The sequence below is a fragment of the Natrinema salifodinae genome (genome assembly GCF_900110455.1).
Taxonomy (GTDB): Archaea; Halobacteriota; Halobacteria; order Halobacteriales; family Natrialbaceae; genus Natrinema; species Natrinema salifodinae.
The window spans coordinates 270,579-295,449 of the sequence record NZ_FOIS01000003.1 but is presented as its reverse complement, the minus strand read 5'-3'; the positions used below and the strand labels follow the sequence as shown (position 1 = coordinate 295,449).

Genomic DNA, 24,871 nt, shown 5'->3' with positions numbered 1-24,871 from the left:
ATACGGTAAACGAACACATATGGTAGTCTATGGCATATGTCGAACCATGGCGAGCAACTCAGCTACGCGGCGACTGTCACGGTGTCGGAACTGCGGCTTCGAAGCACCGCCTGGCGGGGAGGAATGGTTGCGGATCGAGGTCCCGAAACTGGGCCGGATGACGCAGTGTCCGAACTGCAAGAGTACGGACGTCATCACCAGTCGCTGACCGCGATTCCTCCTCCCGACTGGGATTCCGAGCGACGACTAGCGCCCGCCCCGTCCGATGGACCGTTCGGGATGGCCGAGCGTGCAGACAGACTCTTGACCGTCTCGCCCGTACCACCGCCCATGAGTAACGAGGCAGACCAGGCCCCGACGAGCGACGAGGAGTGGCGCGAGCAGTTGAGCGACGAAGAGTACCGCATCCTCCGCGAGTCGGGCACGGAACAACCGTTCAGCGGCGAATACGTCGATCACAAGGACGACGGCACGTACGCCTGTGCCGGCTGCGGCGCCGAACTGTTCGACTCCGAGACGAAGTTCGAGTCCGGCTGCGGCTGGCCGAGTTTCTACGACGTTGACGACGACCGGATCGAAACGCAACTCGACACCAGCCACGGAATGCGCCGCACGGAGGTCCGGTGTGCCAACTGCGGCGGCCACCTCGGCCACGTCTTCGAGGACGGGCCCGAGCCGACGGGCAAGCGCTACTGCATCAACTCCGTCGCCCTCGAGTTCGACGACGAGTAATCGGCGACGTCGGCGTCGCGCGGTCCGGTCCTACGTTTCGGTGGACATCCGCGACGCGGGCAGCGTGAACGAGAACGTCGCCCCCTCGCCCGGTTCCGACTCGACCCAGATGTCGCCGCCGTGGCGTTCGACGATGCGCTCGCACAACGCCAGGCCGATGCCGGTGCCGTCGTACTCCTCGCGGCTGTGGAGCCGGTCGAAGACCGTGAACACGCGGTCCTGATCGTCGGGATCGATCCCGATCCCATCGTCTTCGACCGAGATGACCCACTCCCGGCCGCGCCGTTTGGCGTCGACGTGAACGCGCGGGGGTTCGTCCCCGCTGTAGGTGATGGCGTTGCTGAACAGGTTCTGGAACACCTGGCGCACCTGGCTGGCGTCGCCCTCGACGCGGGGGAGTTCCGCGGTCGTGATCTCGGCGTCGCTCTCGTCGATCCGGACCTGCAGATCCGCGAGCACGTCTTCGACCACGTCGTTCAGGTCCATCGGCTCGAACGGATCGCCCTGCGTTTCGATCCGCGAGTACGCCAGTAACCCGTCGATCATCTCCCGCATTCGCTCGGCGCCGTCGACAGCGAACGCGAGGAACTCCTCGCCGTCCTCGTCGAAGGCGTCGCCGTATCGTGTCTCGAGGAGTTGGAGATAGCTGGTGACCATCCGCAGCGGTTCCTGCAGGTCGTGGGAGGCGGCGTAGGCGAACTGCTCTAACCGTTCGTTCGACTCCTCGAGCGCTCGCTCGCGTTGTTTCCGCTCGAGTTCGTACACGACCCACTGGGACAGCAGGTGGAGGAACGTCCGTTCGGCGTCCGAGAAGCCCCTGTCGCGCGAGTCCGAGGACACGAAGAAGAACGTCCGATCGGGTTCGTTCTCGAGTTCGATCCGCGTCCCGAGATACGTCTCGACGCCGAACTCCTCGTAGGCGAGGGTGTTTCCGAAGCCGGCCCATTCGGGATCGGTAACGCCGGCCGACGTGTCGCCATCGAAAGTCAGCCGGCAGTAGGTCTCCGAAAGCGGCGCCTCCGCGCCTGGCGTGAGATACTCGTGATCGCCGTTAGTCGCTTCCACTTCGAACGAATCGGTCGCCGGATCGACTCGGGCCAGGCCGCCGAGGTCGAGGTCGAACCGGTCACAGCCCAGATCGAACATCGTCTGGAGCTTCTCGTCGAACGAGCGGTCGGGATCGGACGCAATCTCGTACAGCGTTCGCTCGTGGTGCTCCCGTCGTTCGTGTTCGAGCTGGTATTTCAGCCACTGGCCCAGCAGGCGATGGAACGTCAGTTCGTCGTCAGTGAACTCCTCGTCGCGCTGTTCGGAGGATACGAAGAAGAACGTCCGATTGTCGCCGCCTTCGATTTCGATGTGGGTCCCGAGGTACGCGCGGATACCGTACTCCTCGTAGACGGTGATGTCGTCGTAGCCCTCGGCCTGGGGATCCGAGACGTATCCGGCGGCTTCGATTTCGGTAGCCGCGGTGCAGTAGGTCTCCGACAGCGGGAGCTCGATGCCGGGTTCGAAGTGCTCGTGGTCGTCGCTGACGTACTCGACCTCGAACCAGTTGTCGTCGACGTCGACGCGCGCCATCGCTCCGAGCTCGAGATCGAATCGCTCGCAGCCGAGTTCGAAGAGGTCGTGCAGCTTCTCCTCGAACGAGCGGTCGGGATCGCCCGTGATCTCGTTTTGTCGCTGGAGGTGTTGGCGTCGCTCCTGTAGTTCGACGCGCGCTTCGGTTCGATCCAGCAGCGTGCCCATCATCCGATCGATCTCGCGGTCGGGCTGATCGGGGCCGAAGAACTCCTCCGGCGGCGTGTAGTAGAAATTTTGACAGACCGTGTTGTCGTAGATCAGGTGCGGGTGAGTCTTGATAACGTCGCGGATGATCTCCGGTGAGAACCGTTCGCGGTTGTACTGGCAGAGCGCGATGCCGTTCGCGTCGGGGAGCAGGCGATTGAGCTTCCCCTCGTACTCGATGAGCTTCTCGAGCGGCGGATCGTCGCCGAACACCCACGACATCTCGCCGGTGATCCGCAGTCCCTCGTAGTCGGCGGCGGCCTCCTCGATGGTGTCAGAGATAAACGCGATCATGTCGTCGGGCTCGAACCGCCCGTTGCGGAGATACGACTCCTGAGCGGTGTACATCGTCAGCGCGCCCGACTCGAGCGCGGTGTCGACGTCGACGCCGGCGTCTCGCAGCGCCGCGAGAATCTCGTCGGTGCCGTTCTCGTCGGCGATGTAGACGCACCGCTCGCCGCGTTCGAGTCCGTGTTTGATGTACGGAATCGCCGTCGCGAACTGTTCGGCCTGCGATTCGTAGATAAGCGCGAGATGGTCGTAGGAGTCGTGTCCCGCGACCGCTTCGACGGGTCCGGTAAACTCCGGACTCGCCCGCAGCGCTTTCAGTCCCGTTTCGAGTCCGAGAACGTCGTCCGCGGTATCTTGCATCGGTTGGCTCATAGATGGTCAAGTAGTGGTCGGTTGGACAGCAGCGCAAACGACGGACCACCGTGGTCCCAGACCGCTAGATGTATTCGTGGAATCGGGGCCCCGGTCGCGTGTTTCAGCCTCCCCGCTCGTCACTACTTCCAGTAAGCGGATACAGGCGGATAAATACGCCGGTCACCCTACGGGGCCTCGTTCGTGCAACGGGGCGGCGTCTCGTCAGAATTCGCCGTCCCAGACCGCACAAACCGCGGTTTCGGTGCCGGCCGCCGAAGCGGATCGAGCGCTCACCTCCGCTCCGCGGTCGATATAGCGACTGCAGGCAGCACGCTTTTCGAGAAAACCGTCCCACTGTTTTTCATGTCCAACGAACGACCGACCGCCGAGGAGTTGCGCCAGGGCATCACCGTCGAGATCGTCCAGGGCGACGAGAACGTCCAGGCCGAGGACACGGAGCCGATCATCGGCGAGGTCGCGACGATTTACGGGGACGAGCCCGAGGGGCCGCAGGTCGAACTGAAAAGCGGCGTCGTCGGCCACGTCCAGTCGATCGTTACCGACGAATAATCGGACTCGATTCACTCTTCTTCGACGTCGTGACGCCGCGAGCGATTCCATTGCCGGCCAAAGCGGTTTCCGACGCGCCGTGGAGTCCGGTTCCGTGGTAGTGGTATGAAACGCGAACGGCTCGCCGACCTCGCCCGCGACGTCGCCGCCGTCGCCCGCGAACGCCAGCTCGGAGTCGTCGCCGCCGGCCTGGCCTATCACGTGTTCAACACGCTCGTCCCGCTGGTGATCCTGGCGCTGGTCGCCGTTTCGCTCGTCGACGCGCTCGAGCCCGTCCTCAACGCGCTCGTTCGGGGAACGGGGCTCGAGGGCGCGCCGTCGGACGCCAACCTCGCGGACCTGGCCGGCGACGGCAGCGCGCGGACGCGGGCGGCGCTGTTGGCGACGGGGATCCTCTTCTGGAGCGCGACGCGGCTGTTCCAGGCGGTCAACAGCGCGTTTACGGGCATCTACGACGCGCGCAAGGAGCAGTCGTACGTCACCGCGGCCACCACCGTCACGCTCGTCACGGTGTGTAACGCCGTTCTCCTGACCGTCACGGTCGCCGTCGGCGTCGCGCTGGTCGGCGTCGTGGGCGTTCGCCTCCCGGCCGGTGATGGTCCCGTACTGGCGTTGCTGAGCCCGCTCGCGCTCGTCGCGCTCCTGTTCGCCGTCTTCCTCCCGATGTACTACCTGTTTCCCACCCCCGACGTCTCGGTTCGCGAGATCGTTCCAGGGACCGCCTTCGCCGCGCTCGCCTGGTCGGTCCTCGCGGTCGGATTTCGACTGTACGTCGCCGCATCCGAGAGCGTGGCCCTGTTCGGCGTCGCCGGGGCGGTCCTGATCGTCCTGACGTGGGTGTATCTGGGCGGGCTCTGTCTCCTGCTGGGGGCGGTCCTCAACGCGGTCCGCGCCGACCGCGTCGAACCCGAGACGGAATGGCTCCCGTTGCGGGAGGTGTGGTCGAAGTACGCGTGACGCGTCGCTGCCCGATCCGTCGTCTGATTCCCGCCGTCTAACTTTCCTGCCGATCGGTTTAGAGGCCGCAAAATGAAGGCGAATAGATTGAATATTCAACCACATATCTGAGAACTATCGTCACATTCATAGCAGGCGAAGTAATATTGGAAACCATGACGCCCGACCTAACGCCGATCGGAAGTCGAGCGGGCGAGACCGGTGATATCGTCGCAGCGATCGACGAGATCGACGGGCGGTCCCACCTCGTCGTCGCGGACATCGCGCAAGACGACGTTTGGGTCGCCATGCCCGAAGCCGAATCCGCCTCGCTCGAGGAGTGGCGATAACGACTCGGTCGACGTCGGGAGTGCTGTTCGGTAAGCGGCCCTCGTAATTCTTCTGGATGGACGACGGTTGATAGCTCACGGCTCACGCACTGGTGCCGTCGTCCCGGAACGCGGCGTAGATCACGTCCGCGCGCGCCTCTCCGATGCCCTCGATCCGCGTGAGCTCCTCGCGGTCCGCCGCGAGGAGGGCCTCGACGGTCGGATATCGCTCGTACAGCGTCGCTGCCAGTTCCGGACCGATCCCCTGGATACAGCCGTACATCCGCTTGGTCGTCGGCTCGCGCCTGCTCGGCACCGACCCCACCGGAATCCGACGGGTCGAGGGATCCTCCGCGTGTTTCCGCCCAAGCCGGATCGCGAAGTCGACCAGATGCCGTCGGTCCGTACAGGGGATGATCGGCACCCCGTGGCGGGCGGTGATCGAGGCCATCGACCCCCGGATCGACTCCGGGGAGACGGCCGTCCGCAGCGAGTCCAGACCGGCGAAGTCGTCCTCGAGGAGGACGTAGGAGTGATCGTAGGCGTCGGCCATCCGCTCGACCTGGTCCGCGAGGTCGGGCCCGCTCCGGCCCATAACGCCGTTGACGTAGTCCCGGAGCGTCTTCCGTTCGAAACCGATCGAATCGATCGCGAGATCGCCGGTCGCCAGGCGCTCGACGACGACCTCCGTCACGTCGGGGTGGTCCCGGACGGCCGCGACCAGGCCGGCGGGCTCCCGATCGTCGACGGTGACGGCAACGCGCATACGCACCCGTAGGCGCTCGAGCGGTGAACGGGTGTCGGTTCGGTTCGATTCGAAAGCGGGTTCGGCTCGGTCGATCGAAATCGACCGCTCTGCTGGACTGCGCTCGAAAAATAGCGGTTCAGAACGGTCCCGTCGACGCCGCTGTGCCGGTCCCGACTCAGAGCGGGATCGCACCGACCGCGATGCCGGCCACGAGGATCGTCGTCGAGACGATCACCATGTACGGGAGCGTGAACTTGATGTGTTCACCGAGTTCGATGTCCGCCAGGCCGATGAGGAGGTACGTGGCGCCCGTAAACGGCGAGATCGGGAAGCCGACGGTCTGGCCGACCAGCGACGCGCGGACGACGGCCACGGGATCGTGGCCGTAGGAGACGCTCGTCTCGGCGAGCACGGGGAGGACGCCGAAGTAGAAGGCGTCGGGGCTAAACAGGAGCCGCGCCGGCAGCGAGACGACCGCGACGACCAGCGGCAGGTTCGCGCCCAGCGCGTCGGGGACGAGCACGATCAGGATGTTCGCCATCTCGGTGATCATCTCGCTTTCCTCGAGGACGCCGATGAGGACGCCCGCGGCGAACAGGATGCCGACGTAGGTCATCACGTCCGGCGCGTAGGACTCGAGGACGTCCTTCTGGTTCTCGTAGTCGGGGACGTTGACGACGAGTGCGACGACCAGGCCGACCATGAAGGCCAACTCCGGCGAGGTGATCCCCGAGATGAGCGCGGCGAGGACGGCGACCGTCAACAGGAGGTTGAACCACCACTGCCAATCGGTCTCGATCTCGCGCTCGTCGACCGCCTCGTCGATGATCGACTCCTCGTCGATGCCCTCGAAGGCGGTAACGGAGTCGAGGTCGTCGCGGATCTGCCGCCCGAAGTAGGCGCTGATCGCGAAGATCGAGAGGACGCCGGCGACTTGCGCGGGGATCATCGGATCGAACACGTTGGAGATCTCCGCGGGATCGATCGCCGCGACGCCGCGGACGACCTGACCGCCCCACGGGACCATGTTCATCGTCCCGGCGGTGATCGCCACGAGCGCGGCGAGGATCTTCCGTTCGACGTCGAGCGCGTCGTACAGCGGTAACATCGCCGGGATCGTGATCAGCATCGTCGTCGCGCCGGCGCCGTCCAGATGCGAGACCATCGCGAGGACGACGGTCCCCACCGTCAACAGCGCCGGTCGGCTGACGATGCTGCTGACGATGCGAGCGACGAACGGGTCGAAGAGCCCGTTGTCCCGCATGATGCTGAAGTACCAGACCGCGAACGCGAACATCGCGGTGATGCTGACGATTCCCGTCAGTCCCTCCGCCGCGAACGACCCGATTTCGTCGGGCGAGAACCCGGCGAGTAACCCGGCGATCACCGGGACGACGATCAGCGTCGGAATGACGTACAATCGGCGCTGTATTATCAGAAACAGTATGAGAAAGATCGCACTGTAGCCGATGATACCGAGGGGCAACCCTGTTACTGCCATACGAGGTTGGTCACAATCTACATATAAAAATCATCTGTAATCACCTGGTGGATCTCCTATTCTGCGGGATAGAGTTCCATATTCGATCATTATGGTCGAGGTCCTCGCAAATATCTCCTGTCTCTTCCGGAAGAAATCGGTGATTGTCAGTGTTCGATTGGTCGTGAATGGGGCGAGAAATAACAGAAACCGATATCGAATGGCAACCGTACGCGCTTCGACCGACGCGTCGCCGGCCCTCGAGCGTCGGCACGCTACCGATCGAGATACTCGATCGCTTCCTCGTCGGTCACCTGGCCGAACGTCCGGTAGTACTGGCCCACCGCCCGGAAGGCCGCGGGTGCCTGCAGGGTGATCACCTCGTCGGCCTCCCGCTCGAGGTCGCCGACGGACTGGGGTGAGCCGACCGGAACGGCCAGGCCGACCCAGTCGGCGCCGGTGTCTCGGACCTGCCGGAGGCAGGCGGTCGCGGTCGCGCCGGTCGCTACGCCGTCGTCGACGACGAGCACGCGCTTCCCCCGTAGGTCCGGCAGCCCCTCGGTCTCGCGGTACCTGTCGGCCTTCTCGCGGGCGTTTTCGGCTTCCTCGGCGCGGATCTCGTCGAGGTACTCCTCGGAGACGTTCAGTCGATCGATCAGGTCGTCGTTGTACCAGGCGCTCTCGTCGCTGGCGACGGCCCCGAGCGCCAGTTCGGGGTTCTCCGGCGCGCCCATCTTGCGCGCGACGACGACGTCGAGGGCCGCGTCGAGCGCGTCGGCGACGGGCCTGGCGACCGGCAACGCCCCGCGGGGAATCCCGAGGACGATGTCGACGTCGAGGTCGCGCTGTTCGAGGTCCGTTGCGAGGCGTCGGCCGGCGTCGGTTCTGTCGTCGAACATGGTTCTGGTCCCGCGCGGAACTACGACAGCGCGATACTATGCGTTTGTGTCCCACGCGCTGATCAGTTCTGTCCGTCGTCGAGACACGGGATCCGAGACGCGACACGCCAGGCCGGGAAACCGGAACACGCCTGCCGAACGCCTACGCAGCGTCGCTCTGGAAGGGGACTATGGCACGGCTTCAGGAAACGCTCTCGAACATCAGCGACAAGTCCGGCCGGGACAACGGCCGCGTCGGCATCGTCGGCGGCAGCGTCGCCTACCCGAACCAGCCCGCGCTCGTCGGCCGCGCGGCGCTGCGGACCGGCTCCGATCACGTCCGGGCGTTCGTCGCCGAGCCGATCTACGAGATCGTCGCGAGCCACTCGCCGAACCTGCTCGTGGACTCCTACGATCACGAGAAGTACTACGACGGCGCCGTCGAGCAGACCCTCGAGGTCAGCGAGTGGGCCGACGCGTTCGTGATCGGACCGGGACTCGTCGACGCCGACCCCGACGCGGTGCGCCAGGCGGTCGACGAGATTGAGATCCCGATGGTCGTCGACGCCCTGGCGATCGAGCCCGCGCTCGAGGCCGACCTCTCGAACGCCATTCTGACGCCCAGCGGTGCCGAGGACGGCCCGATCTACGAGGCCTACGGTTCGCTCGAGGCCTTCACCGAGGAGACCGGCGCGGTCGTCATCCTAACCGGCGACGTCGACGAAATCGTCGCCGAGGGCGAGCGGATCGAAAACGAGACGGGAACGTCGGCCATGACCGTCGCCGGAACGGGGGACACGATGGCCGGGATCATCGCCTCCTTGCTCGGCCAGGGCATGGACCGCCGCGACGCCGCCGAACTGGGCGCCTGGGTGCTCGGCAAGACCGGCGAACGCGCGACCGCCGAGTACGGACCGGGGGTCGTCGCGACCGACGTCATCGAGCGGATTCCGAACACGGTCCGGTAACGGATTCGTCGGTCCGAGCTACTCCCCGACCGCCGCCGCGCCGACCGTGCCGGTACCGCCGATCGGTCCCGAAACGGCCGCGCCGGTCGGCATGAGATACGATCGCCAATCGAGGGACGTGGTACGCCGGGTCCGTTCGGGATGCACGGACCACGTCCCGACGACTGATCGCGAACCGGTGAGACATAGTTATTATCAGCAGTTTCCGGAAACTGGCGCTCCGTTACGATTCCGTCGAACGTCGATACCGCCCGCCTGCGGACGAAAAGTTCGACGGAAACGGTTCCGATGGGAAAGGCGAGATCCGCTGATCGGGACGGAACGGATCCCGATCGGACGCCGGTCACTGTTCGTGGACGACGACCACCGTCATCGGCGCGCGGCGGACCACCGACTCGGAAACGCTGCCGAGCAAGACGCGGTCGACGCCGTGTCGGCCGTGACTGCCCATGACGATCTGATCGAATCCGTTCTCGGTCGCGTACTCGACGATCTCCCTGGCCGGCTTCCCCCTTTTCACGACCGTTTCGATGTCGCGGCCGCCGTCGGCGGCCGTCCGCGCGGCCGATTCCAGAAGCGCCCTGGCGCGATCGTGGGCCCGCTCATACCCCGGTAGCTCCTCCTCGGAGCCGGCGAACGCCGACCAGTAGCCCTCCGGCAACCGTACGACGTGCATCGCAGTCACCGCGGCCTCGGGGAACTCCTCGAGCGCGTACGCGAGCGCCGCCTCGGCCTGAGGCGAATCGTCCATCGGGACTAACGTCTTCCGTGCCATGGTACTAGATACCACTGCTGTAGATTTAACGATCGTCCCCGATCTGCCAGTCAGTCCGACCGAGTGACGGTTCCGAGCGGACGGATCGCCTCAACTCGTCGATTCCCGTCGCCGTCCGAGCCGCCCGCGGACGATCGGCGTCGCCGGAAACAGGCCGATCCCGAGCCGTTCGATCTCGCGGACGTCGAACCCGTCGTGTCCGACGAACCGCTCGACCGTCTCGCGGTTCAACTGGCAGCCGCCGGCCGCGCGCTCCCACAGCGGCGTGAGGCGATCCTGGGCCCGCGCGCGCCACCCGTCGTTGCGAACGTGTTCGAGAAAGCGCAGTTCGCCGCCCGGTCGCAGCACTCTGGCGACCTCGTCGAGGGCCGCGTCCGGGTCGGCGATCGTACAGAAGACCAGGCCGGAGAGCACGACGTCGAACGCGTCGTCGACGTAGGGTAGGGTCTCCGCGCGGGCGTCCCGGAGGTGAACCGGAAGACCGACCCGGTCGGCCTTCTTCGCGGCCCGGCGGCGCATGTTCGGATCCGGATCAATCGCGTGGTACTCGAGGTCGTCCGCGCCGGCGTCGGCGGCGTACGGGAACATCGGTCCGTTGCCCGCGCCGAGGTCGAGGACGCGCCCGGAGAGGTCGGCCGCGAGGTACTCCCGGTGGGGACCCAGCAGGAAGCGGTCGGGGGTGCATCGGTCGTACAACGCGGCGAACACGGGGTGGTCGATCGGCTCCTCGGTCGCGGCCCGCTGTGGCTCGCAGTCTGCCATGGGCCAGGCGACCACGAACAGCCACATAACGGTCACACCGATCGCGGACCCGTCCGCTGCGACCGACGCGTCCCGAGTGGTTTTATGGCCGGACGCGCCGGTGACACCCGTATGAGCGACGATCGACTCCGCATGACCCCCGGACCGACCGAGGTCCCGGTCGCCGTCCGCGAGCGGATGAGCGAGCCGACGCCGAATCCCGACGTCGAACCCGAATTCTTCGAGTTCTACCGCGACCTGACCGACAAGCTCGGCGCGGTCTACGGGGACGACGACGTCCTGATCCTCGGCGGCGAGGGCATCCTCGGGCTCGAGGCCGCTATCGCCTCCCTGGTCGAACCGGGCGACCGCGTGCTCTGTCTCTCGAACGGCCTCTACGGTGACGGGTTCGCCGACTTCGTCGAGATGTACGACGGCGAAGCGGTGGTCTGTGACGCGCCATGGCAGGAGCCCCTCGATCTCGACGCGATCGAATCGCAGCTCGAAGACGGGTCGTTCGACGCGGCGACGATGGTCCACTGCGAGACGCCGACCGGCGTGCTGAACGACCTTGAGCCGGTGCTGGACCTGCTCGACGAGCACGACGTCGTCAGCATCGTTGACGCGGTCTCCTCGCTCGGCGGAACGCCGGTCCCTACCGACCGGATCGACATCTGTCTCGGCGCTTCCCAGAAGTGTTTCAGCGCGCCGCCTGGCCTGACCGTCTGCTCGGTCAGCGACCGCGCCTGGTCGAAGATCGAATCGTTCGAGACCGCCGGACTGTACACCGACCTCGAACCGTGGCGCGACGCCGCCGAGGAGGAGTGGTTCCCCTACACGCACCTCTCGTCGAACCTCTACGGCCTCGACGCGGCGATCGACCTGCTGCTCGAGGAGGGGCTCGAGGCCGTCTTCGAGCGCCACGAGGAGGCCGCGGCGCTGTGTCGCGAGCGGGCGGACGACCTCGGACTGTCGCCGTACCCCGACGGGGCACGGCCGTCACCGACCGTGACCGCGCTCGAGATTCCCGGCCGAGCGATCGAGATTCAGGAGCGCCTGGCCGAGGAACACGATATCGTCCTCGCGACGGGGCTCGGCGACCTCGAGGAGGACGTACTCCGGGTCGGGCACATGGGCCACAACGCGCGCGTCGACCGCGTCGAGCGGACGATGGACGCGCTGGAAGCGGTCCTCGAGTAGCGCGTCGACACCGTTGCGCTCGCTCGTCGGTGACCGTCGACGACCGACGTGTCTTGTCACGACGTAGCACTGTCGCGCCGGAGAGAAACCCGTTTAGGCGCCCCCCGTCCAGAAGGGGTAATGAGTACGAGTTACCGGATCGGACTCGTCGGCAAACCCTCCGTCGGCAAGTCCTCCTTCTTCAATGCGGCGACGATGAACGACGTGCCCGAGGGGGCCTATCCGTTCACGACCATCGATCCCAGCGTGGGCGAGGCCTACGTCCGCGTCGACTGTGCGGCTCCCGAGTTCGACGAGGTGTGTACTCCGAACGTCGGTTACTGCGACGACGGCACCCGCTTCGTCCCGACGAAACTCGTCGACGTCGCCGGGCTGATCCCGGGCGCCCACGAGGGCGCGGGGCTGGGCAACCAGTTCCTCACCGACCTGAACGAGACCGACGTGCTCGTCCACGTCGTCGACTTCTCCGGGACGACCGACGCCGAGGGCGAACCCACCGAGGACCACGACCCGCGGGAGGACATCGACTTCCTCGAGGAGGAACTCGACCAGTGGTACCTCGGCATTCTAGAGAAGGGCATCGAGCGCTACGAGTCCGGATATACGACCGAGGACGACGCCATCGAAGAGGAGCTCGCCGAGCAGATGAGCGCGTTCAAGACCAACGAGGACGAGATCAAGCGCCTCATCCGCCGGGTCGATATCGGCTTCGATCCCGCCGAGTGGGACGACGACGACGAACTCAGGCTCGCCCGCGAGATCCGCAAGGAGACCAAGCCGATGGTCATCGCGGCGAACAAGATGGACACGCCCGAAGCGCAGGCCAACTACGAGGAGATCACGGCGGATCCGGAGTACGACCACCTTACGATCGTCCCCTGCAGCGCCCACGCTGAGAAGGCCCTGAAGTCGGCCGACCAGTCCGGCGTCGTCGACTACCGACCAGGCGACCCGGACTTCGAAATCAGCGAGGCGCGAAGCGCCTCGAGCAATCGGACGCAGTCCGATGACACGGGCGATATCTCCGACGAACAGGAACAGGGCTTAGAGCAGATCCGGGACTTCCTCAAGGAGTACGGCGCGACGGGAGTTCAGGCGGCCCTCGAGACGGCGCTGTTCGACGTCCTCGGCGTGACGCCGGTGTTCCCCGGCGGCGCGAACGGACTGGGCAACGAGCGCGGCGAGGTGCTGCCCGATTGCTACCTGATCCCGCCGAACTCGACCGCGGAGGACTTCGCGTACAGCCTCCACTCGGACATCGGCGACGGCTTCCTGCACGCGATCGACTGTCGATCCAACCGTCAGTTGGGCAAGGACTACGAGGTCGAACCGCGGGACGTGATCGAGGTCGTCACGACGAACTGACCGATCAATCGTCGCCCGAGCCGACCCGGTTCGAGCGATGCACAAACGGTCGATCCTGTTTTTGAACCGCCGCATCTCGTTCGGTTCGCTACTCCTGCCGGGTTTCGATCTTCGCAGTGTCGCTCCGTCCGAGTCCGATTATTCCGTCCGTAAATTGCTAATTCCAAACCGTACCATGACAGTTTGGGGAAAATATGATCATTGGCTCCTGCAACTTCGAACTCGTGACCAATGAAGTTAGACGACGTGAACAAAGCGATTCTGTATCTTCTCCAGCAGAACTCCCGCCGGATCGCGATGCGCGAAATGGCGAATCGAGTGGGCGTGTCGGCCGGTACGATACGAAACCGGATCGAAAAGATGGAAGACGAGGGCGTCATCCGAGGATACTATCCGGAGATCGATTACGATAAAGCGGGCCTCCAGCTTCACGTGCTCTTCGTTTGTCGTACTCCCGGCCTCGACCGGGAGACGTGCGCCGAAACCGCCCGGTCTGTAAGCGGTGTCGTGAGCGTTCGCGAGGTTCTCAACGGACGAGACAACGTCCAGATCGAAGCCATCGGAACGGACACCGACGACATCGCTCGGGTCAACGACGAGTTACACGAACTCGGCCTGACGGTCGTTAACTCGAGCGTCCTCAAGAGTTCGCACGTCCAGCCGTTCGACCACTTCGGCAAACAAGTCGTCGACGAAGCCAATGACAATGAACTCAGCTGACGCCGTTTCCGTCGAGACGCTATCGTACGATCCGACAACCGAAACCTACCGAATGGCGTACAACCCGGCCACGACGGCGCCGAGTCTCGCCGTCATCACGGCGCTCGAATCGCTTCCCGATGACGCCCTCGACCGCGGAGAGTCGTTGTACGAGGCGATCGATCCCGACGCGCTCGACCGGGTGCTGACCCCGTCCGAGTTGCGCGCCAGGCCGTCCCGACGGTCGATCGAGTTCGTACACCGCGGCGTTCGAATAACCGTCTCCAGCCGCGGCTCTCTCGAGATCCGGCCGGCTCGCGACGGCGACCGGGAGACGGGACCGTGACGCTCGTGTGTCAGTCGTCGCCGGTCGCGGCCGCAGCCGCTCACCGGTTCCAGACGAACCGCCCGACCGCGTCGTCGAGTCGGTCTGCAAGCCCACCGGCCCAGGCGCCGGGTGAGAGCGTCCGGAGTCGGTCCTCGTCGACCTCGATCCGCTCCTCGCCGTAGGGGTCGCGCTCGCCCAGTTCGTCGGCGTCGCGGTCGGTGTTCGCGACGTCGACTGCGGCCGACATCGAACAACGGCCGCAGGATTCGCGGTCTTTTACCATGGGAGTACGTCCCACTGTAGGGGGCGTCGCCACTTAAATCCGTCACGCGCCCGGCCCGCCGTGCCGACGGACTTTTGTCCGCAACGTGGCATCAGTCCACATGGACGATTTCGGCAACGGGACTCACCGATCGCGGCGGGGATCGGCACGAGCGGTCACGACGGGACGGTCGTTCGGTTCGCCAGGCGCGCGATCTATCGGCCGCGATCCGCCACAGCGAGCCGAACGCTCGTGGACCGACGGAGGGGACCGCGACTATGTCTGATCGCGAGACGGTGGCGGACGAGGGCCGCGCTCTCGATTCGAACTCGGAGACGAAGCCCGCGGACGTCCCCGACTGGGACGACGAGTACGTCGACCGGGTGAGCGATCGGCTGCTGCACAACTACGACCTCGAGAAGGACTACGCTGTCGACGGCGAGCGGTTCACGCTGTACGGGCGCATGGACCTGACCAGCCAGAAGCACTTCCTCCACCCCGCGATCTCGATCGCCGAACACGAGTCGACGGAGCACCTGTTCGTCGACCGCGTCGACCGCGTCGACGACCGAACGCTCGATCGGTACGTCGAGCTGGGGCATCGCTTAGCCGACGACTGGATCGACGCCGACGAGGAGCACTTCAGCACCGAGTTCACATTCGTCGCCGTCGCACCGTCGATCCCCGACGCCGTTCGCGACCGCGTCGCCGGGTTCTCGGACCGAACGCTGTTGAAGTACGGCTACTTCGGCCACTACGAACTCAACCTGATCGTCGTCGCGCCCGACGACGAAGACCTGGTCGCCAGCGAGAACGCCGACGTCGCGACCGCGTTTCGACTCTGGGAGCGAATCGAACGAAAAGAACCGGGTATTCTCGGGCTGATCGCCCGGCGATTCCAGCTTTAGCGGTCGTCGTCCGACGGTTCGCCGCCGTCGGCTGCCACGGCCTCGTCGCCAAGCCCGCGACTGGACTTGATATTGCCGTAGCCCAGCCGCAGCAGCGACAGCGCCAGGCCGATCAGCGTCAGGTTGATCACGATCTGGCCGCCGCCGGAGACCCAGGTCCAGAACCCGGGAGAACCTGAGATGAGCCGGACGTACAGCACCTGGTAGAACGCGACCCAGACGAGACCGATGATCGTGATGAACGACATCACCGCCAGCGGAACGCCCGTGCTGACCAGCTGCTTGCTCCGGTCCCAGTTGGCGAGCCAGACCGTCCCGGTCAGCAGCGCCAGCGCGGCCAGCAGCTGGTTCGCGCCGCCGAACAGCAGCCACAGGTCCTCCCAGCTCCCGGTGCCGAGCAGGAGGAACGCGACGATTACGACGATGCTCGTGTTGACGTAGCGGTTGGCGCCGTACGTCTGGGCCGTCGTCCGGGGCGTTCCGACGAGTTCCTCGACCATGTACCTGCTGAGGCGGACGGCGGTGTCCATGCTCGTCAGGAGGAAGCTCGCGAGCACCAGCGCCATGAACGGCGCGCCGTAGCTCTCGGGAATACCGAAGGCGGTGAGGATCACGCCGCCGCCGGTCGCGAAGTTCGGCAGCGCCGTGCCAATCCCGCCGGCGCCGGCGATCCCCGCGACGCCGATCGTACAGAGCGCGACTGCGGCGAGCAGCCCCTCGCCGAGCATCCCGCCGTAGCCAATCAGGCGGGCGTCGGTCTCCCGGTTGAGTTGTTTGGCCGTGGTCCCCGAGGAAACCAGCGAGTGGAAGCCGCTGATCGTCCCGCAGGCGATCGTGATGAACAGCAGCGGGAACAGCGGCATGAGATCGTACGCCGCGTTATTGCTGCCGAACACTCCGTACCAGGCGTCGACCTGGAACTCCAGGGGCTGACTGGTGGTCGTGACGAAGGTGCCGACGATGACGGCCAGCAGCGCACCGCCGACGCCGGTGTACAGCAGGAACGACGACAGGTAGTCGCGGGGCTGGAGCAGCATCCAGACCGGCAGGATGCTGGCGATTCCGCCGTAGACGAGCATCACGAGCACCCACGCGCCGACGTTCGCGTTGAAGCCGAGCTCCGGCACGAACGAGGGTGCGGTCTCGCCGAACAGGACGATCGTGTCGGAAGCGTTCGGGAACTCCGAACCGAACAGCGCGATCGGATACTGGATACCCACGTACACCGTCGCGAAGATGCCGGTGACGAAGACGACCGTTCCCACCGAGAACGGGAGGTTCAGCTGGTAGAGCCAGAACCCGAAGACCAGTGCGAGCCCGATGTAGAGCATACTCGCGGTGGCGGCCTGGGGGTAGCCGTCGAAGACGATTCCGATGACCAGCGCGAACACGGCGACCACGAGGATCGTCAGCAGGAACGCGAACCACAGCAGCATGTTCTTGCCGCGCTCTCCGACGTATTCGCCGATGATGTAACCGATCGACTTCCCCTCGTGTCGGAGACTGCTCGACAGCGAGACGAAGTCGTGGACTGCCCCGAGCAGCGGATTGCCAATGGCGACCCACAGGACGGCCGGCACCCACCCCCAGACCAGCGCGGCCGTGATCGGACCGACGATCGGTGCCCCGCCCGCGATACTCGAATAGTGGTGCCCCAGAAGGACCGGCTTCTTAGCCGGTACATACTCCTGACCGTCTTGATACTTGTGCGCTGGCGTCTCGCGACTATCGTCGAGGTCGACGAACTGCTGGAGGTACCGCCCGTACCCCACGTACGCGACCGAGAACAACACCAGTACCAGTGCGACGATCCATATTACGCCTGCCATGTTACCATCTCCCTAGCGAGGGGTTGTACGGAGAGACCATAAATATAATTCATTGTGTTTCCGACGAGCGCTGTTTGAACGTTCATTTCTTCCCCAATCAGACAGAGAACATAAAATAACAAACGGTATTCGGATCGGCTTCTGGGAAACTGGGTACCAGATCGGACCGAACCGATGCCCGAACCGGCGGGATACTTACTCCGTCGGCGGGGCGCGCTCGTCGTCCGCGTTCGTGACTTCGATCTCGAGTTCAGCGGCGACGTCTTCGAGAAGGCTCCCGCGGACCTCCTCGACGCGGGTCTCGATCGTCGCCGCGACCGGGACGTTGAACTCGCGTTCGATCTGGGCGAGGCGCTCGCGTTCGGTCTCGACCCGCTGGCGGAGGTACCGCGCTCCCCGGCCGTTCTCGTCCGGGTCGGGTTCGGGCGAGAGCCGGTTGACGACCAGGCCGCGAACCGGCAGCTCGGCCTCGCGGAGCTGCTCGATCGACCGACGCGTCTCGCGGATCGAGAGCTCGTCGGGGTTCAAGACCAGGTAGAAATCGGCGTCCTCGCGGAGCACCTCACCGGCGAACTCGAACCGCTCCTTGCGCTCCCGCAAGCGTGCCAGGATCGGATCCCCCTCCATCACGCGACGGGGTTCCTGATTGCCGATCGCGGCCTTCTCGAAGAGATCGATGCTGCGCTCGCGTTTGTCCATCAGCCGCTCGATCCACCGTTCGAGCAGATCCGGGAGCGCGAGCAGCCGGAGCGTCGAGCCGGTCGGCGAAGTATCGAAGACGACCCGATCGTACGACTCGGCGGTGCGCATGACCTCGACGAACCGATCGAACAGGGCGGCCTCGTAGGCGCCTGGCGTCTGGTGGGCCATCTCCAACTGGAGATCGACTTCGTTGACCATCGTCGCGCTCAGCTGCGAGCCGAGCTGTTGTTTCAGCTCCATCAAGTGATCCTGAACCTCCTGATCGGGATCGATCTCCATCGCCGAGAGCCCCTCGTACCCCTCGACCGGACGGGGGTCATCGCCGAACTCCTGATCGAAGACGTCGGCCGTACTGTGGGCCGGGTCCGTCGAGACCACCAGCGTCTCCAACCCGGCGTCGACGCACTCGAGGGCGTAAGCGCTCGAAACGGTGGTCTTGCCGACCCCGCCCTTGCCGCCGAAGAAGGTGAACGTCGTCATCGAGGATCAGAAGTGATACTGGTGGCCCTTCCGTTCGATGATCGACTGTCGGTCCCACATCCGCCGCTCCCAGGCCTGGTACTCGTCTTCGAGGTACGGCAGGAGTTCGGCCGTGTAGTACGACACCGGCGACGGGATGCCGAACGCGTCGGGGAAACACGCGAGCATGAACGCGTCCTCGAGATCCTCGGCCTCGGCTTCGATTTTCTCGTAGGCGGGATGAGCGATCATCCCGTGGTAGAGCCCGCGGAGCCACTCCTCGAGTGTCTCCCGAAACGCGGCGATCCGATCGGTGAGTGTCATCGTCCATCATGCTCGGTGCCGGAGACAAAAATATGTCGCGACCCGCGCGGGTCGATCGCACCGCGCCAGCGGTCGACGATGGCGGTCTCCGGCCGCCGGAAACGGACCCGGATTTCGCTCCGAGTACTACGGACGAGCAAAGCCGACGATACGTCGCTCGCCGTATCGAAGTGTGACGTGGTGGACCTCGTCAGCGTCGATATCCACGGCATCTCCGTCTTCGAAGTCGCCGTCGATCTCGTCGGCGAGGTCGATCTCGCTGGTGCCGTCTTCCGACCAGACGCGGGCCGTGAGCTTCGACGCCGGCACCGCGTCGCCACCGGCGTGTTCGATCGCGGCCTCGTCCTCGTCGAAGGCTAGGTCGATCGAGGGATGCGTTTGAGTGCTGCCGACGCGAGCGTCGTCGCCCCAGACGACGGTGACGTCTGTGCCGACCGGTACGTCGTCGACCTCGAGCGTCGTCCCCGAGGTGACGGTTTCGTACTCGTCGGCCCACTGGGTATCGGTCGGCTCGTCGTCGACCAGCAGCTCGTACTCGTCGGCCGGCCGCGTTTCCCCGTCGTCCTCGAACTCGATCGTCGCCGAGAGCGTCTCGCTCTCGTACCCGTACTCGAAACGAACCCGTCCCGGTGGCCGGGCACGGAAGGTACCGATACTGTCCTGCTGACTCGTCCCGTCCCAGCCGACGAGCACGGTGTCGCCGGCTCGGACGCCGTCGACCGTCGCCTGGTCGCCCTTGCTTACGGTCTCGTCGGTCCAGGGCTGGGCGGTCGCGTGCGGGTCGGAGCCCTCGTCCGGGTCCGGGCGGTAGGCGGGCCGTTCGTCGTAGGCCGCGAGCGTGACGGAATCGCCGTCGAGGGGGAACTCGTCCGCGTACTCGACGGTGAGCGTCTCGGCGTCAGGATCGTAGTCGTACTCGAACCGGAGGCGGCTAAGGATCGTCGTCCCGCTCGAACTGCTGCCGAGTTCGTGGTCGTGCGTGAGCGAGATCGACAGGTTTGGTTCGACGTCGTCCATATCGATCGCGATGGTGTCGCCCTCTTCGAGCGTCCCGTGGCCGTCGGCCCAGATCTCGCGGTCGTACTCCTCGTCGCCGACCTCGAGGGTGAGGTCCTCGACAGGGGTCGGATCGCCGCGGCCGATTTCGATCTCGAGGGAGTCGTCGTCAGGATCGACGTCCCGGTCGGCTCGGAGGAAGCCAGGGCTGTCGTGTTCGCGGACGCGCCGTTCGGCCGCGAGGTCTCGCTCGGCGGTGACGGTAACGAGGTCGCCGTCGACCTCGGTGGTCGGGTCGCCTTTCGTCGCCTGGTACGCCAGTTCGCTCTCGATGCTTTCGACCAGTTCGTCGGTGACGTCGGATTCGTCTCCGAAGGCGATGCCGTATTTCATTTCGATCGTATCCGGACCGAGGACGGTCATCGCTCGAACGACGTAGTCGACTTCGACGTCGTCGTCGCTCCCGGGGACCCGATACTCGTCGTTGAGTTGAACGCTGTAGCCGTCGATATCGTCGTAGAGGCCGGTAGCCTCCTCGAGCAGCGGTTCGGCGTCCAGCAGTCGGTCGGTCTCGCCCGCGTCCGCGGCGAATGCATCCTCGACCGTCCCGCTGTCCGTGGCGAAGACGACGACGCCGTCGCCGACGGCGGCAACCCCGTCACCGTCGTCGGCCTCGTAGTATTCGTATTCGACGCCGGCGGCCTCGCGGGTTTCGCCGTCGCCCTCGTCCACGAACTGGATATCGCCGGCGAGGACGGTAATCGGTCGCGTGTACTCGTCGCCGTACGTGGTGACGGAGACCTGCTTCGAGACGGATTCGGGCTCGATTTCGAACCGCCCGGTCGTCGGACGGGGCTCGTACGGTTCGTCGGCCTTCCGTCGACGATCGAAGTCGCTCGCCGAGAGGACGATCGAATCCTCGTCGCTCGCTGCCGACGCCGGGAGATATTCCTGAAGCGCTCCGAGTTCGCGGGGCGCAGAGCCGCCTTCCGCGGTCGAATCCGCGTCCGTCGCGGTTACGGTATTTCCGGCCAGCGCGACGGTGATCGTCGTGCCGATGCCTCCGAGGAGGGTGCGGCGGGGACACTGTGGCATACTGCCAGACATTTATTCTCCCGACACAAGTAGGTTTTCATTAATTTATACTCACGTAACCAGTTCTGTCGAACGGACTGAATGGCCGGAGCAACTACACGGACGCGGGTCGGCTCTCGGAGCGAGGTTCTTACCCTTCGAGTGATAATCTCCCCCTATGTCATCGACGATTCCCGTCACCGTCCTTTCGGGGAGCCTCGGCGCGGGGAAGACGACGCTGCTCAACCACCTCCTGCGGACCGCCGACCGAGACCTGGCCGTCCTGGTCAACGACATGGGCGCGGTCAACGTCGACGCCGAACTCGTCGCCGAGGGCTCCGATCTCGACGTCGAGGGCGGCGTCGCGGAGCTCTCGAACGGCTGTATCTGCTGCGAACTGCAGGACGACCTCGAGACCGCGGTCGTCCGCCTGGCCCGCGAGCGAGAGTTCGATCACCTCGTCGTCGAGGCCTCGGGCATCTCCGAGCCCGCGCCGGTCGCCAGGCTCTTTACGACGTCCTCGCGTGTGGCCGCGCAGTACGACCTTGACGCCCTGGTGACGGTGCTCGACACGCGGCTGTTTCTGGACGCGTTCGCCGGCGACGGGGTGCCCGAACGTCGCGGCGCGGCCGACGACGCCGACCGCCCCCTCTCGGATCTCCTGATCGAACAGCTCGAGGTCGCGAACCTCGTCCTGCTCAACAAGGCGGATCTCTGTACCGAGGCGGAACTCGCGACCGCCGAGGAACTCGTCCGGGCGCTCCGGCCGTCAGCCGAGACGATCCGCACGGAGTTCAGCGCGGTCGATCCGGACCGCCTGCTGGGTGTCGGGCTGTTCGACCCCGAGCACCTGGGCGACCAGGCGGGCTGGCAGCGGGCGCTGGCGGAGGACGACGCGTCTCACGATCACGATTCGGAGCGCGAGCACGGACACGGGACCGAACGCGACCACCGCCACCCGGACGAGGTCTACGGCGTCGACTCGTTCGTGTTCCGGGCGCGACGACCGTTCCATCCCGAGCGCTTTGCGTCGTTCCTCGCGGAGCTGCCGGACGACGTCGTCCGCTCGAAGGGGACGGCCTGGGTCGCGGGCCGAGACGTGAAAATCGACATCGCCCAGGCCGGGCCCTCGGTCCGCGCGACCGCCCGCGGGCCGTGGATCGCCGCGCTCCCCGAGGTCCGGCGGGACCTGTACCGGTCCAACCGCCCAGATCTCGAGTGGCACGACGAACACGGCGACCGGCGGACGGAACTGGTCGTCATCGGAACGGCCCTCGACGAGCGCGAAGCGACGCTCCGGGACCGACTCGACGACTGTCTCGTCACCGACGACGAGTGGGCGCGCGCCGACGGCCTGGCGAACCCGTTCCCGGGCGGGGCCGACGGCGAGGGCGAACGCGTCGGCGAGGGCACGGACGGAGACGACCAGGCGGTCGTCCTCCGCGAGCCCTGAACCCCGAACTGCTCGTCGATCGTTAGCCGGGCGTTTGCGGGCCGATCGTCAGCCGACGTCCGTTTCGATCGTCTCGAGCACTCGCCGGAGTTCGCCCCGCCGTTTCCAGGCCGCGATCCGATCGCCGAACGGCAGCGGCGCGGCGAGTTCGACCGCCGACCGGAGCGTAACCCGAGTTCGCTCGGCGTCGATCGGCTCGTGCTCGAGCCAGGTCTCCATGTGCGAGAAGGGGCCGTGCTCGCCCTCCTGCGTGTAGTAGATCGCACTCTCGTCCTCGCGATCCTCGAACCGCAGCGGGAGCCGCATCCCGGGGCCGCTGGCGACGACGATCGTCGCGTCGCCCGACTCGTCGATGGTCTCGACCGTGAAACTCCCCTCGGCCTCGACGATCGTCGCCGGCTCGAGCCAGGCCGCCAGGTCGTCCGACGCCGCGTCGACGACGCGAGACACCGTCACTTCGCGCATAGTCGTCTCGATCCTGCGTCCGAACCGTCATAAAGACCGCCGGCCGCTCGGCGTCACGAGTCGTGTTCGGGATCGCGTCGCCTGGTCCTGGCCGCTCGCTCCGCTCGGCCCAGTCCGTTCTGCTCAGCGCGCACGGAAACGGCTAAGTGACCGCCGTTCCCGTCTCGTCCCATGAGCGGACCCGACGACGAGCGAGAGCACGGCCTGCAGGAGGGCCTCGAATCTTCGGAGGGGGATCCGCGAGTGCTACTCCTGTTGAACGCCGCCCTCTCGACGCTGTTCGCGCTCGTATTCGTCTACGGGGCGAGCCTCATCGACCTCCTCCCGTTTCTTCCCAGGACGGTCATCGCGGTGGCACTCGGCGTCTTCCTCCTTACGCACGTCGTCTCGAAGCCCTGACGGGAGGGAGACCGATCACCGGTCCCGATTTCGGTTTCGGCTTCGCCCCGAGTACCGGCGACCGTTGCGGTGAGGCGACAAGTTCTCGTCGCGGGCCCACGACTGTCCCGACAATGAGTCTGCGGCAGTCCTCCGCGTTCCGGCCGACGAAACCGGACGTCGCGGTGTTCGTCTCCGGCGTCACCAGCATGGGTCTGGAGATCCTCGCCGGCCGGATCATCGAACCCCAGTTCGGTAGCAGCATCTACACCTGGGGCAGCATCATCACCGTCTTCCTGGCCGCCCTGAGCCTCGGCTACTGGCAGGGCGGGCGCCAGGCGAAGACGGCGTCGAATCGGCGAATGATCTGGCTCCTGCTGGGAACGGCGGGCTACGTCGCGATCATCATCTACGCGAGCGATCAACTCTTGCTCTCAGCGTCGGCGATGCCGCTGCCCGCTCGGTTCGCGTCGCTGCCGGCCGTGCTCATCCTCTTCGGGCCGCCGACCTACCTGCTGGGCTTTATCAGCCCGTACTCGGCCGAACTCTCCCAGAAGGAGGGGACGGGTGAGGCGTCGGGCCACGTCTACGCGCTCGGCACCATCGGCAGCATCGTCGGCGCGGGTGCGACGACGTACGTCCTCATCCCGGCGCTTCGGATCGACGTGATCGGCCTGCTGTTCGGCTTCATTCTCGTCGGCACCGCGATCGCGCTCATGCTGCCCGCGTTCCCGCCGAGGCCGGCGCTGGCAAGCGTCGGGGTCGCACTGTTGCTCGTCGTCGCGGCCGGGATCGGACCGGTCGCCTTCGACCACCGCGGCGACGTCGTTTACCAGACCCAGACGCCCTATCAGGAACTCGAGGTCATCGACGACGGCGACGTCCGAACGATGTACTTAGACGGAGCTCGCCACAGCGCGATGGATCTCGACGAACCGGAGCGCCACGTCTTCGAGTACACGCGGTACTTTCACCTACCGATGCTGATGGTCGACGACCACGAGGAGGTCGAGGACGTGTTGTTCATCGGCGGGGGCGGCTACACCGGCCCGAAGGACTTCGAGCGGAAGTACGACGTCGACGTCGACGTCGTCGAGATCGATCCCGAGGTCACTCAGGCAGCAAAGGAGCACTTCCGTCTCGAAGAGAGCGAGAACCTGAGTGCGCACACCGAAGACGGGCGGATCTTCCTGCAGGACACCGATAAGACGTACGACGTGATCGTCCTCGACGCCTACCAGAAGGACCAGGTCCCCATCCACCTGACGCAGGTGGAGTTCATGGACCTGGCAGAGAATCACCTCGCCGAGGACGGCGTCTTCCTCGCCAACGTCATCTCCGCGCCCAGCGGCAGCGGCTCTGACTTCTACCGGGCGCAGTACAAGACGATCGACCAGGCCTTCGCGTCGACTTACAGCTTCCGAACGTCGAACTGGGACTCGGTCCAAAACATCGAGGTGGTCGCGACGAAAGGCGAGACGGACTTTACCGAGGCCGACCTCGCCGAGCGAAACGAGGAACGCGACCTCGGCATCGACCTGAGCGCCGAAGTCGAGGCGTACATGGACGAGCCGAACACCGACGGCATGCCGGTGCTGACCGAGGAGCACGCGCCCGTCGACGACCTCCAGTCATCGACGGTCGGCCAGGAGTACGTCATCGAACGGACCAACGACGAGTCGGACTCGGAGCCCGCGTCCGCAGTCGCCACCGGATCGCAGTCCCCCGCGCTCGCGCGACCCGCGCCTCCCGCAGCGCTCGACGGACCAGGCGAGCCAGGCGGACCGGCAGCCGACGGCGGGCCCGGGCTGATATCGCCGCCGACAGCATCGGCGTAAC

At 65.7% G+C, this 24,871-nt stretch carries 26 protein-coding genes; 14 read left to right on the top strand and 12 right to left on the bottom strand.

Features of this window, described 5'->3' with window-relative positions; all coding sequences use genetic code 11:
- Positions 1–46: 46 nt before the first annotated feature.
- Both BMY29_RS21085 and msrB read left to right on the top strand, forming a co-directional pair.
- Positions 47–208 (top strand): hypothetical protein, encoded by a 162-nt coding sequence (locus tag BMY29_RS21085; RefSeq protein WP_173424864.1) that lies wholly within the window; start codon positions 47–49, stop codon positions 206–208.
- 122 nt (positions 209–330) lie between these two features.
- The gene (gene msrB / locus BMY29_RS11515) at positions 331–732 is read left to right on the top strand and encodes a peptide-methionine (R)-S-oxide reductase MsrB (protein ID WP_049988815.1); all 402 of its coding nucleotides are present in this window, start codon (positions 331–333) and stop codon (positions 730–732) included.
- Between the two features lie 30 nt (positions 733–762).
- Here the strand turns inward: msrB and BMY29_RS11510 are convergent, their stop codons facing one another.
- Positions 763–3,171: an MEDS domain-containing protein gene (locus BMY29_RS11510; protein WP_241471240.1), complete on the bottom strand. Its 2,409-nt coding sequence runs from the start codon at positions 3,169–3,171 to the stop codon at positions 763–765.
- Positions 3,172–3,528: 357 nt separating this feature from the next.
- Here BMY29_RS11510 and BMY29_RS11505 point away from each other — a divergent pair, with 357 nt between their 5' ends.
- The 3 genes from BMY29_RS11505 (at position 3,529) to BMY29_RS21080 (ending at position 5,021) form a co-directional block, all read left to right on the top strand.
- A complete protein-coding gene (locus BMY29_RS11505; RefSeq protein WP_049988813.1) occupies positions 3,529–3,735 on the top strand; it encodes a DUF2196 domain-containing protein in 207 nt (68 codons plus the stop codon).
- Between the two features lie 105 nt (positions 3,736–3,840).
- The gene (locus BMY29_RS11500) at positions 3,841–4,692 is read left to right on the top strand and encodes a YihY/virulence factor BrkB family protein (protein ID WP_049988812.1); all 852 of its coding nucleotides are present in this window, start codon (positions 3,841–3,843) and stop codon (positions 4,690–4,692) included.
- A gap of 155 nt (positions 4,693–4,847) precedes the next feature.
- Positions 4,848–5,021: a DUF7556 family protein gene (locus BMY29_RS21080; RefSeq protein ID WP_173424863.1), complete on the top strand. Its 174-nt coding sequence runs from the start codon at positions 4,848–4,850 to the stop codon at positions 5,019–5,021.
- 82 nt (positions 5,022–5,103) lie between these two features.
- Here BMY29_RS21080 and BMY29_RS11495 read toward each other — a convergent pair whose 3' ends face one another.
- The 3 genes from BMY29_RS11495 to BMY29_RS11485 form a co-directional block, all read right to left on the bottom strand.
- Entirely contained in the window at positions 5,104–5,766 is a 663-nt protein-coding gene (locus tag BMY29_RS11495) for an ERCC4 domain-containing protein (RefSeq protein WP_049988811.1), read from the bottom strand.
- A gap of 157 nt (positions 5,767–5,923) precedes the next feature.
- On the bottom strand, positions 5,924–7,249 hold the full coding sequence (locus tag BMY29_RS11490) for a CitMHS family transporter (protein ID WP_074854730.1): 1,326 nt from the start codon (positions 7,247–7,249) through the stop codon (positions 5,924–5,926).
- A 254-nt stretch (positions 7,250–7,503) separates the two neighbouring features.
- Entirely contained in the window at positions 7,504–8,127 is a 624-nt protein-coding gene (locus BMY29_RS11485) for a phosphoribosyltransferase (protein ID WP_049988810.1), read from the bottom strand.
- A gap of 170 nt (positions 8,128–8,297) precedes the next feature.
- Between BMY29_RS11485 and BMY29_RS11480 the strand changes: the two genes are divergently transcribed.
- Complete coding sequence (locus BMY29_RS11480; RefSeq protein WP_049988809.1) at positions 8,298–9,074, top strand: NAD(P)H-hydrate dehydratase; 777 nt, start codon at positions 8,298–8,300, stop codon at positions 9,072–9,074.
- Between the two features lie 343 nt (positions 9,075–9,417).
- On the opposite strand, the gene BMY29_RS11475 is transcribed toward BMY29_RS11480, so the two are convergent.
- Entirely contained in the window at positions 9,418–9,849 is a 432-nt protein-coding gene (locus BMY29_RS11475; protein WP_049988808.1) for a universal stress protein, read from the bottom strand.
- Between the two features lie 90 nt (positions 9,850–9,939).
- A complete protein-coding gene (locus BMY29_RS11470; RefSeq protein ID WP_049988926.1) occupies positions 9,940–10,611 on the bottom strand; it encodes a class I SAM-dependent methyltransferase in 672 nt (223 codons plus the stop codon).
- A gap of 111 nt (positions 10,612–10,722) precedes the next feature.
- Between BMY29_RS11470 and BMY29_RS11465 the strand changes: the two genes are divergently transcribed.
- The 4 genes from BMY29_RS11465 (at position 10,723) to BMY29_RS11450 (ending at position 14,200) form a co-directional block, all read left to right on the top strand.
- Positions 10,723–11,790, top strand: coding sequence for a pyridoxal-phosphate-dependent aminotransferase family protein (locus BMY29_RS11465; RefSeq protein ID WP_049988925.1), 1,068 nt, complete (start codon positions 10,723–10,725; stop codon positions 11,788–11,790).
- Between the two features lie 120 nt (positions 11,791–11,910).
- Positions 11,911–13,155, top strand: coding sequence for a redox-regulated ATPase YchF (locus BMY29_RS11460; RefSeq protein ID WP_049988807.1), 1,245 nt, complete (start codon positions 11,911–11,913; stop codon positions 13,153–13,155).
- A 231-nt stretch (positions 13,156–13,386) separates the two neighbouring features.
- Positions 13,387–13,875: an Lrp/AsnC family transcriptional regulator gene (locus tag BMY29_RS11455; RefSeq protein WP_049988806.1), complete on the top strand. Its 489-nt coding sequence runs from the start codon at positions 13,387–13,389 to the stop codon at positions 13,873–13,875.
- Positions 13,856–14,200 carry a HalOD1 output domain-containing protein gene (locus tag BMY29_RS11450; RefSeq protein ID WP_049988805.1) on the top strand — a complete coding sequence of 115 codons (345 nt, stop codon included), beginning with the start codon at positions 13,856–13,858 and terminating at the stop codon, positions 14,198–14,200. The genes BMY29_RS11455 and BMY29_RS11450 overlap by 20 nt, the downstream gene beginning before the upstream one ends.
- Before the next feature lie 40 nt (positions 14,201–14,240).
- On the opposite strand, the gene BMY29_RS11445 is transcribed toward BMY29_RS11450, so the two are convergent.
- Positions 14,241–14,465 (bottom strand): DUF8007 family protein, encoded by a 225-nt coding sequence (locus tag BMY29_RS11445; protein WP_049988804.1) that lies wholly within the window; start codon positions 14,463–14,465, stop codon positions 14,241–14,243.
- Between the two features lie 257 nt (positions 14,466–14,722).
- On the opposite strand from BMY29_RS11445, the gene BMY29_RS11440 reads away from it, so the two are divergent.
- Positions 14,723–15,352: a DUF8052 family protein gene (locus tag BMY29_RS11440; protein WP_049988803.1), complete on the top strand. Its 630-nt coding sequence runs from the start codon at positions 14,723–14,725 to the stop codon at positions 15,350–15,352.
- Here BMY29_RS11440 and BMY29_RS11435 read toward each other — a convergent pair.
- The 4 genes from BMY29_RS11435 to BMY29_RS11420 form a co-directional block, all read right to left on the bottom strand.
- A complete protein-coding gene (locus BMY29_RS11435; protein WP_049988802.1) occupies positions 15,349–17,181 on the bottom strand; it encodes a carbon starvation CstA family protein in 1,833 nt (610 codons plus the stop codon). The two genes, BMY29_RS11440 and BMY29_RS11435, sit on opposite strands and share 4 nt — an antisense overlap.
- Positions 17,182–17,376: 195 nt before the next feature.
- The gene (locus BMY29_RS11430; RefSeq protein WP_049988801.1) at positions 17,377–18,363 is read right to left on the bottom strand and encodes an ArsA family ATPase; all 987 of its coding nucleotides are present in this window, start codon (positions 18,361–18,363) and stop codon (positions 17,377–17,379) included.
- 6 nt (positions 18,364–18,369) lie between these two features.
- Positions 18,370–18,666 (bottom strand): DUF7990 family protein, encoded by a 297-nt coding sequence (locus BMY29_RS11425; protein WP_049988800.1) that lies wholly within the window; start codon positions 18,664–18,666, stop codon positions 18,370–18,372.
- Positions 18,667–18,792: 126 nt separating this feature from the next.
- Positions 18,793–20,757, bottom strand: a complete 1,965-nt coding sequence (locus BMY29_RS11420; RefSeq protein WP_049988799.1) for a hypothetical protein — start codon at positions 20,755–20,757, stop codon at positions 18,793–18,795.
- 157 nt (positions 20,758–20,914) lie between these two features.
- Between BMY29_RS11420 and BMY29_RS11415 the strand changes: the two genes are divergently transcribed.
- Positions 20,915–22,189 carry a CobW family GTP-binding protein gene (locus BMY29_RS11415; protein WP_049988798.1) on the top strand — a complete coding sequence of 425 codons (1,275 nt, stop codon included), beginning with the start codon at positions 20,915–20,917 and terminating at the stop codon, positions 22,187–22,189.
- Between the two features lie 48 nt (positions 22,190–22,237).
- Here the strand turns inward: BMY29_RS11415 and BMY29_RS11410 are convergent, their stop codons facing one another.
- Positions 22,238–22,654, bottom strand: coding sequence for a polyketide cyclase (locus BMY29_RS11410; RefSeq protein ID WP_049988797.1), 417 nt, complete (start codon positions 22,652–22,654; stop codon positions 22,238–22,240).
- Between the two features lie 171 nt (positions 22,655–22,825).
- Here BMY29_RS11410 and BMY29_RS11405 point away from each other — a divergent pair, with 171 nt between their 5' ends.
- Positions 22,826–23,053 carry a DUF8107 family protein gene (locus BMY29_RS11405; RefSeq protein ID WP_049988796.1) on the top strand — a complete coding sequence of 76 codons (228 nt, stop codon included), beginning with the start codon at positions 22,826–22,828 and terminating at the stop codon, positions 23,051–23,053.
- Between the two features lie 113 nt (positions 23,054–23,166).
- Positions 23,167–24,870, top strand: coding sequence for a spermidine synthase (locus BMY29_RS11400; RefSeq protein WP_074854726.1), 1,704 nt, complete (start codon positions 23,167–23,169; stop codon positions 24,868–24,870).
- Position 24,871 lies beyond the last annotated feature (1 nt).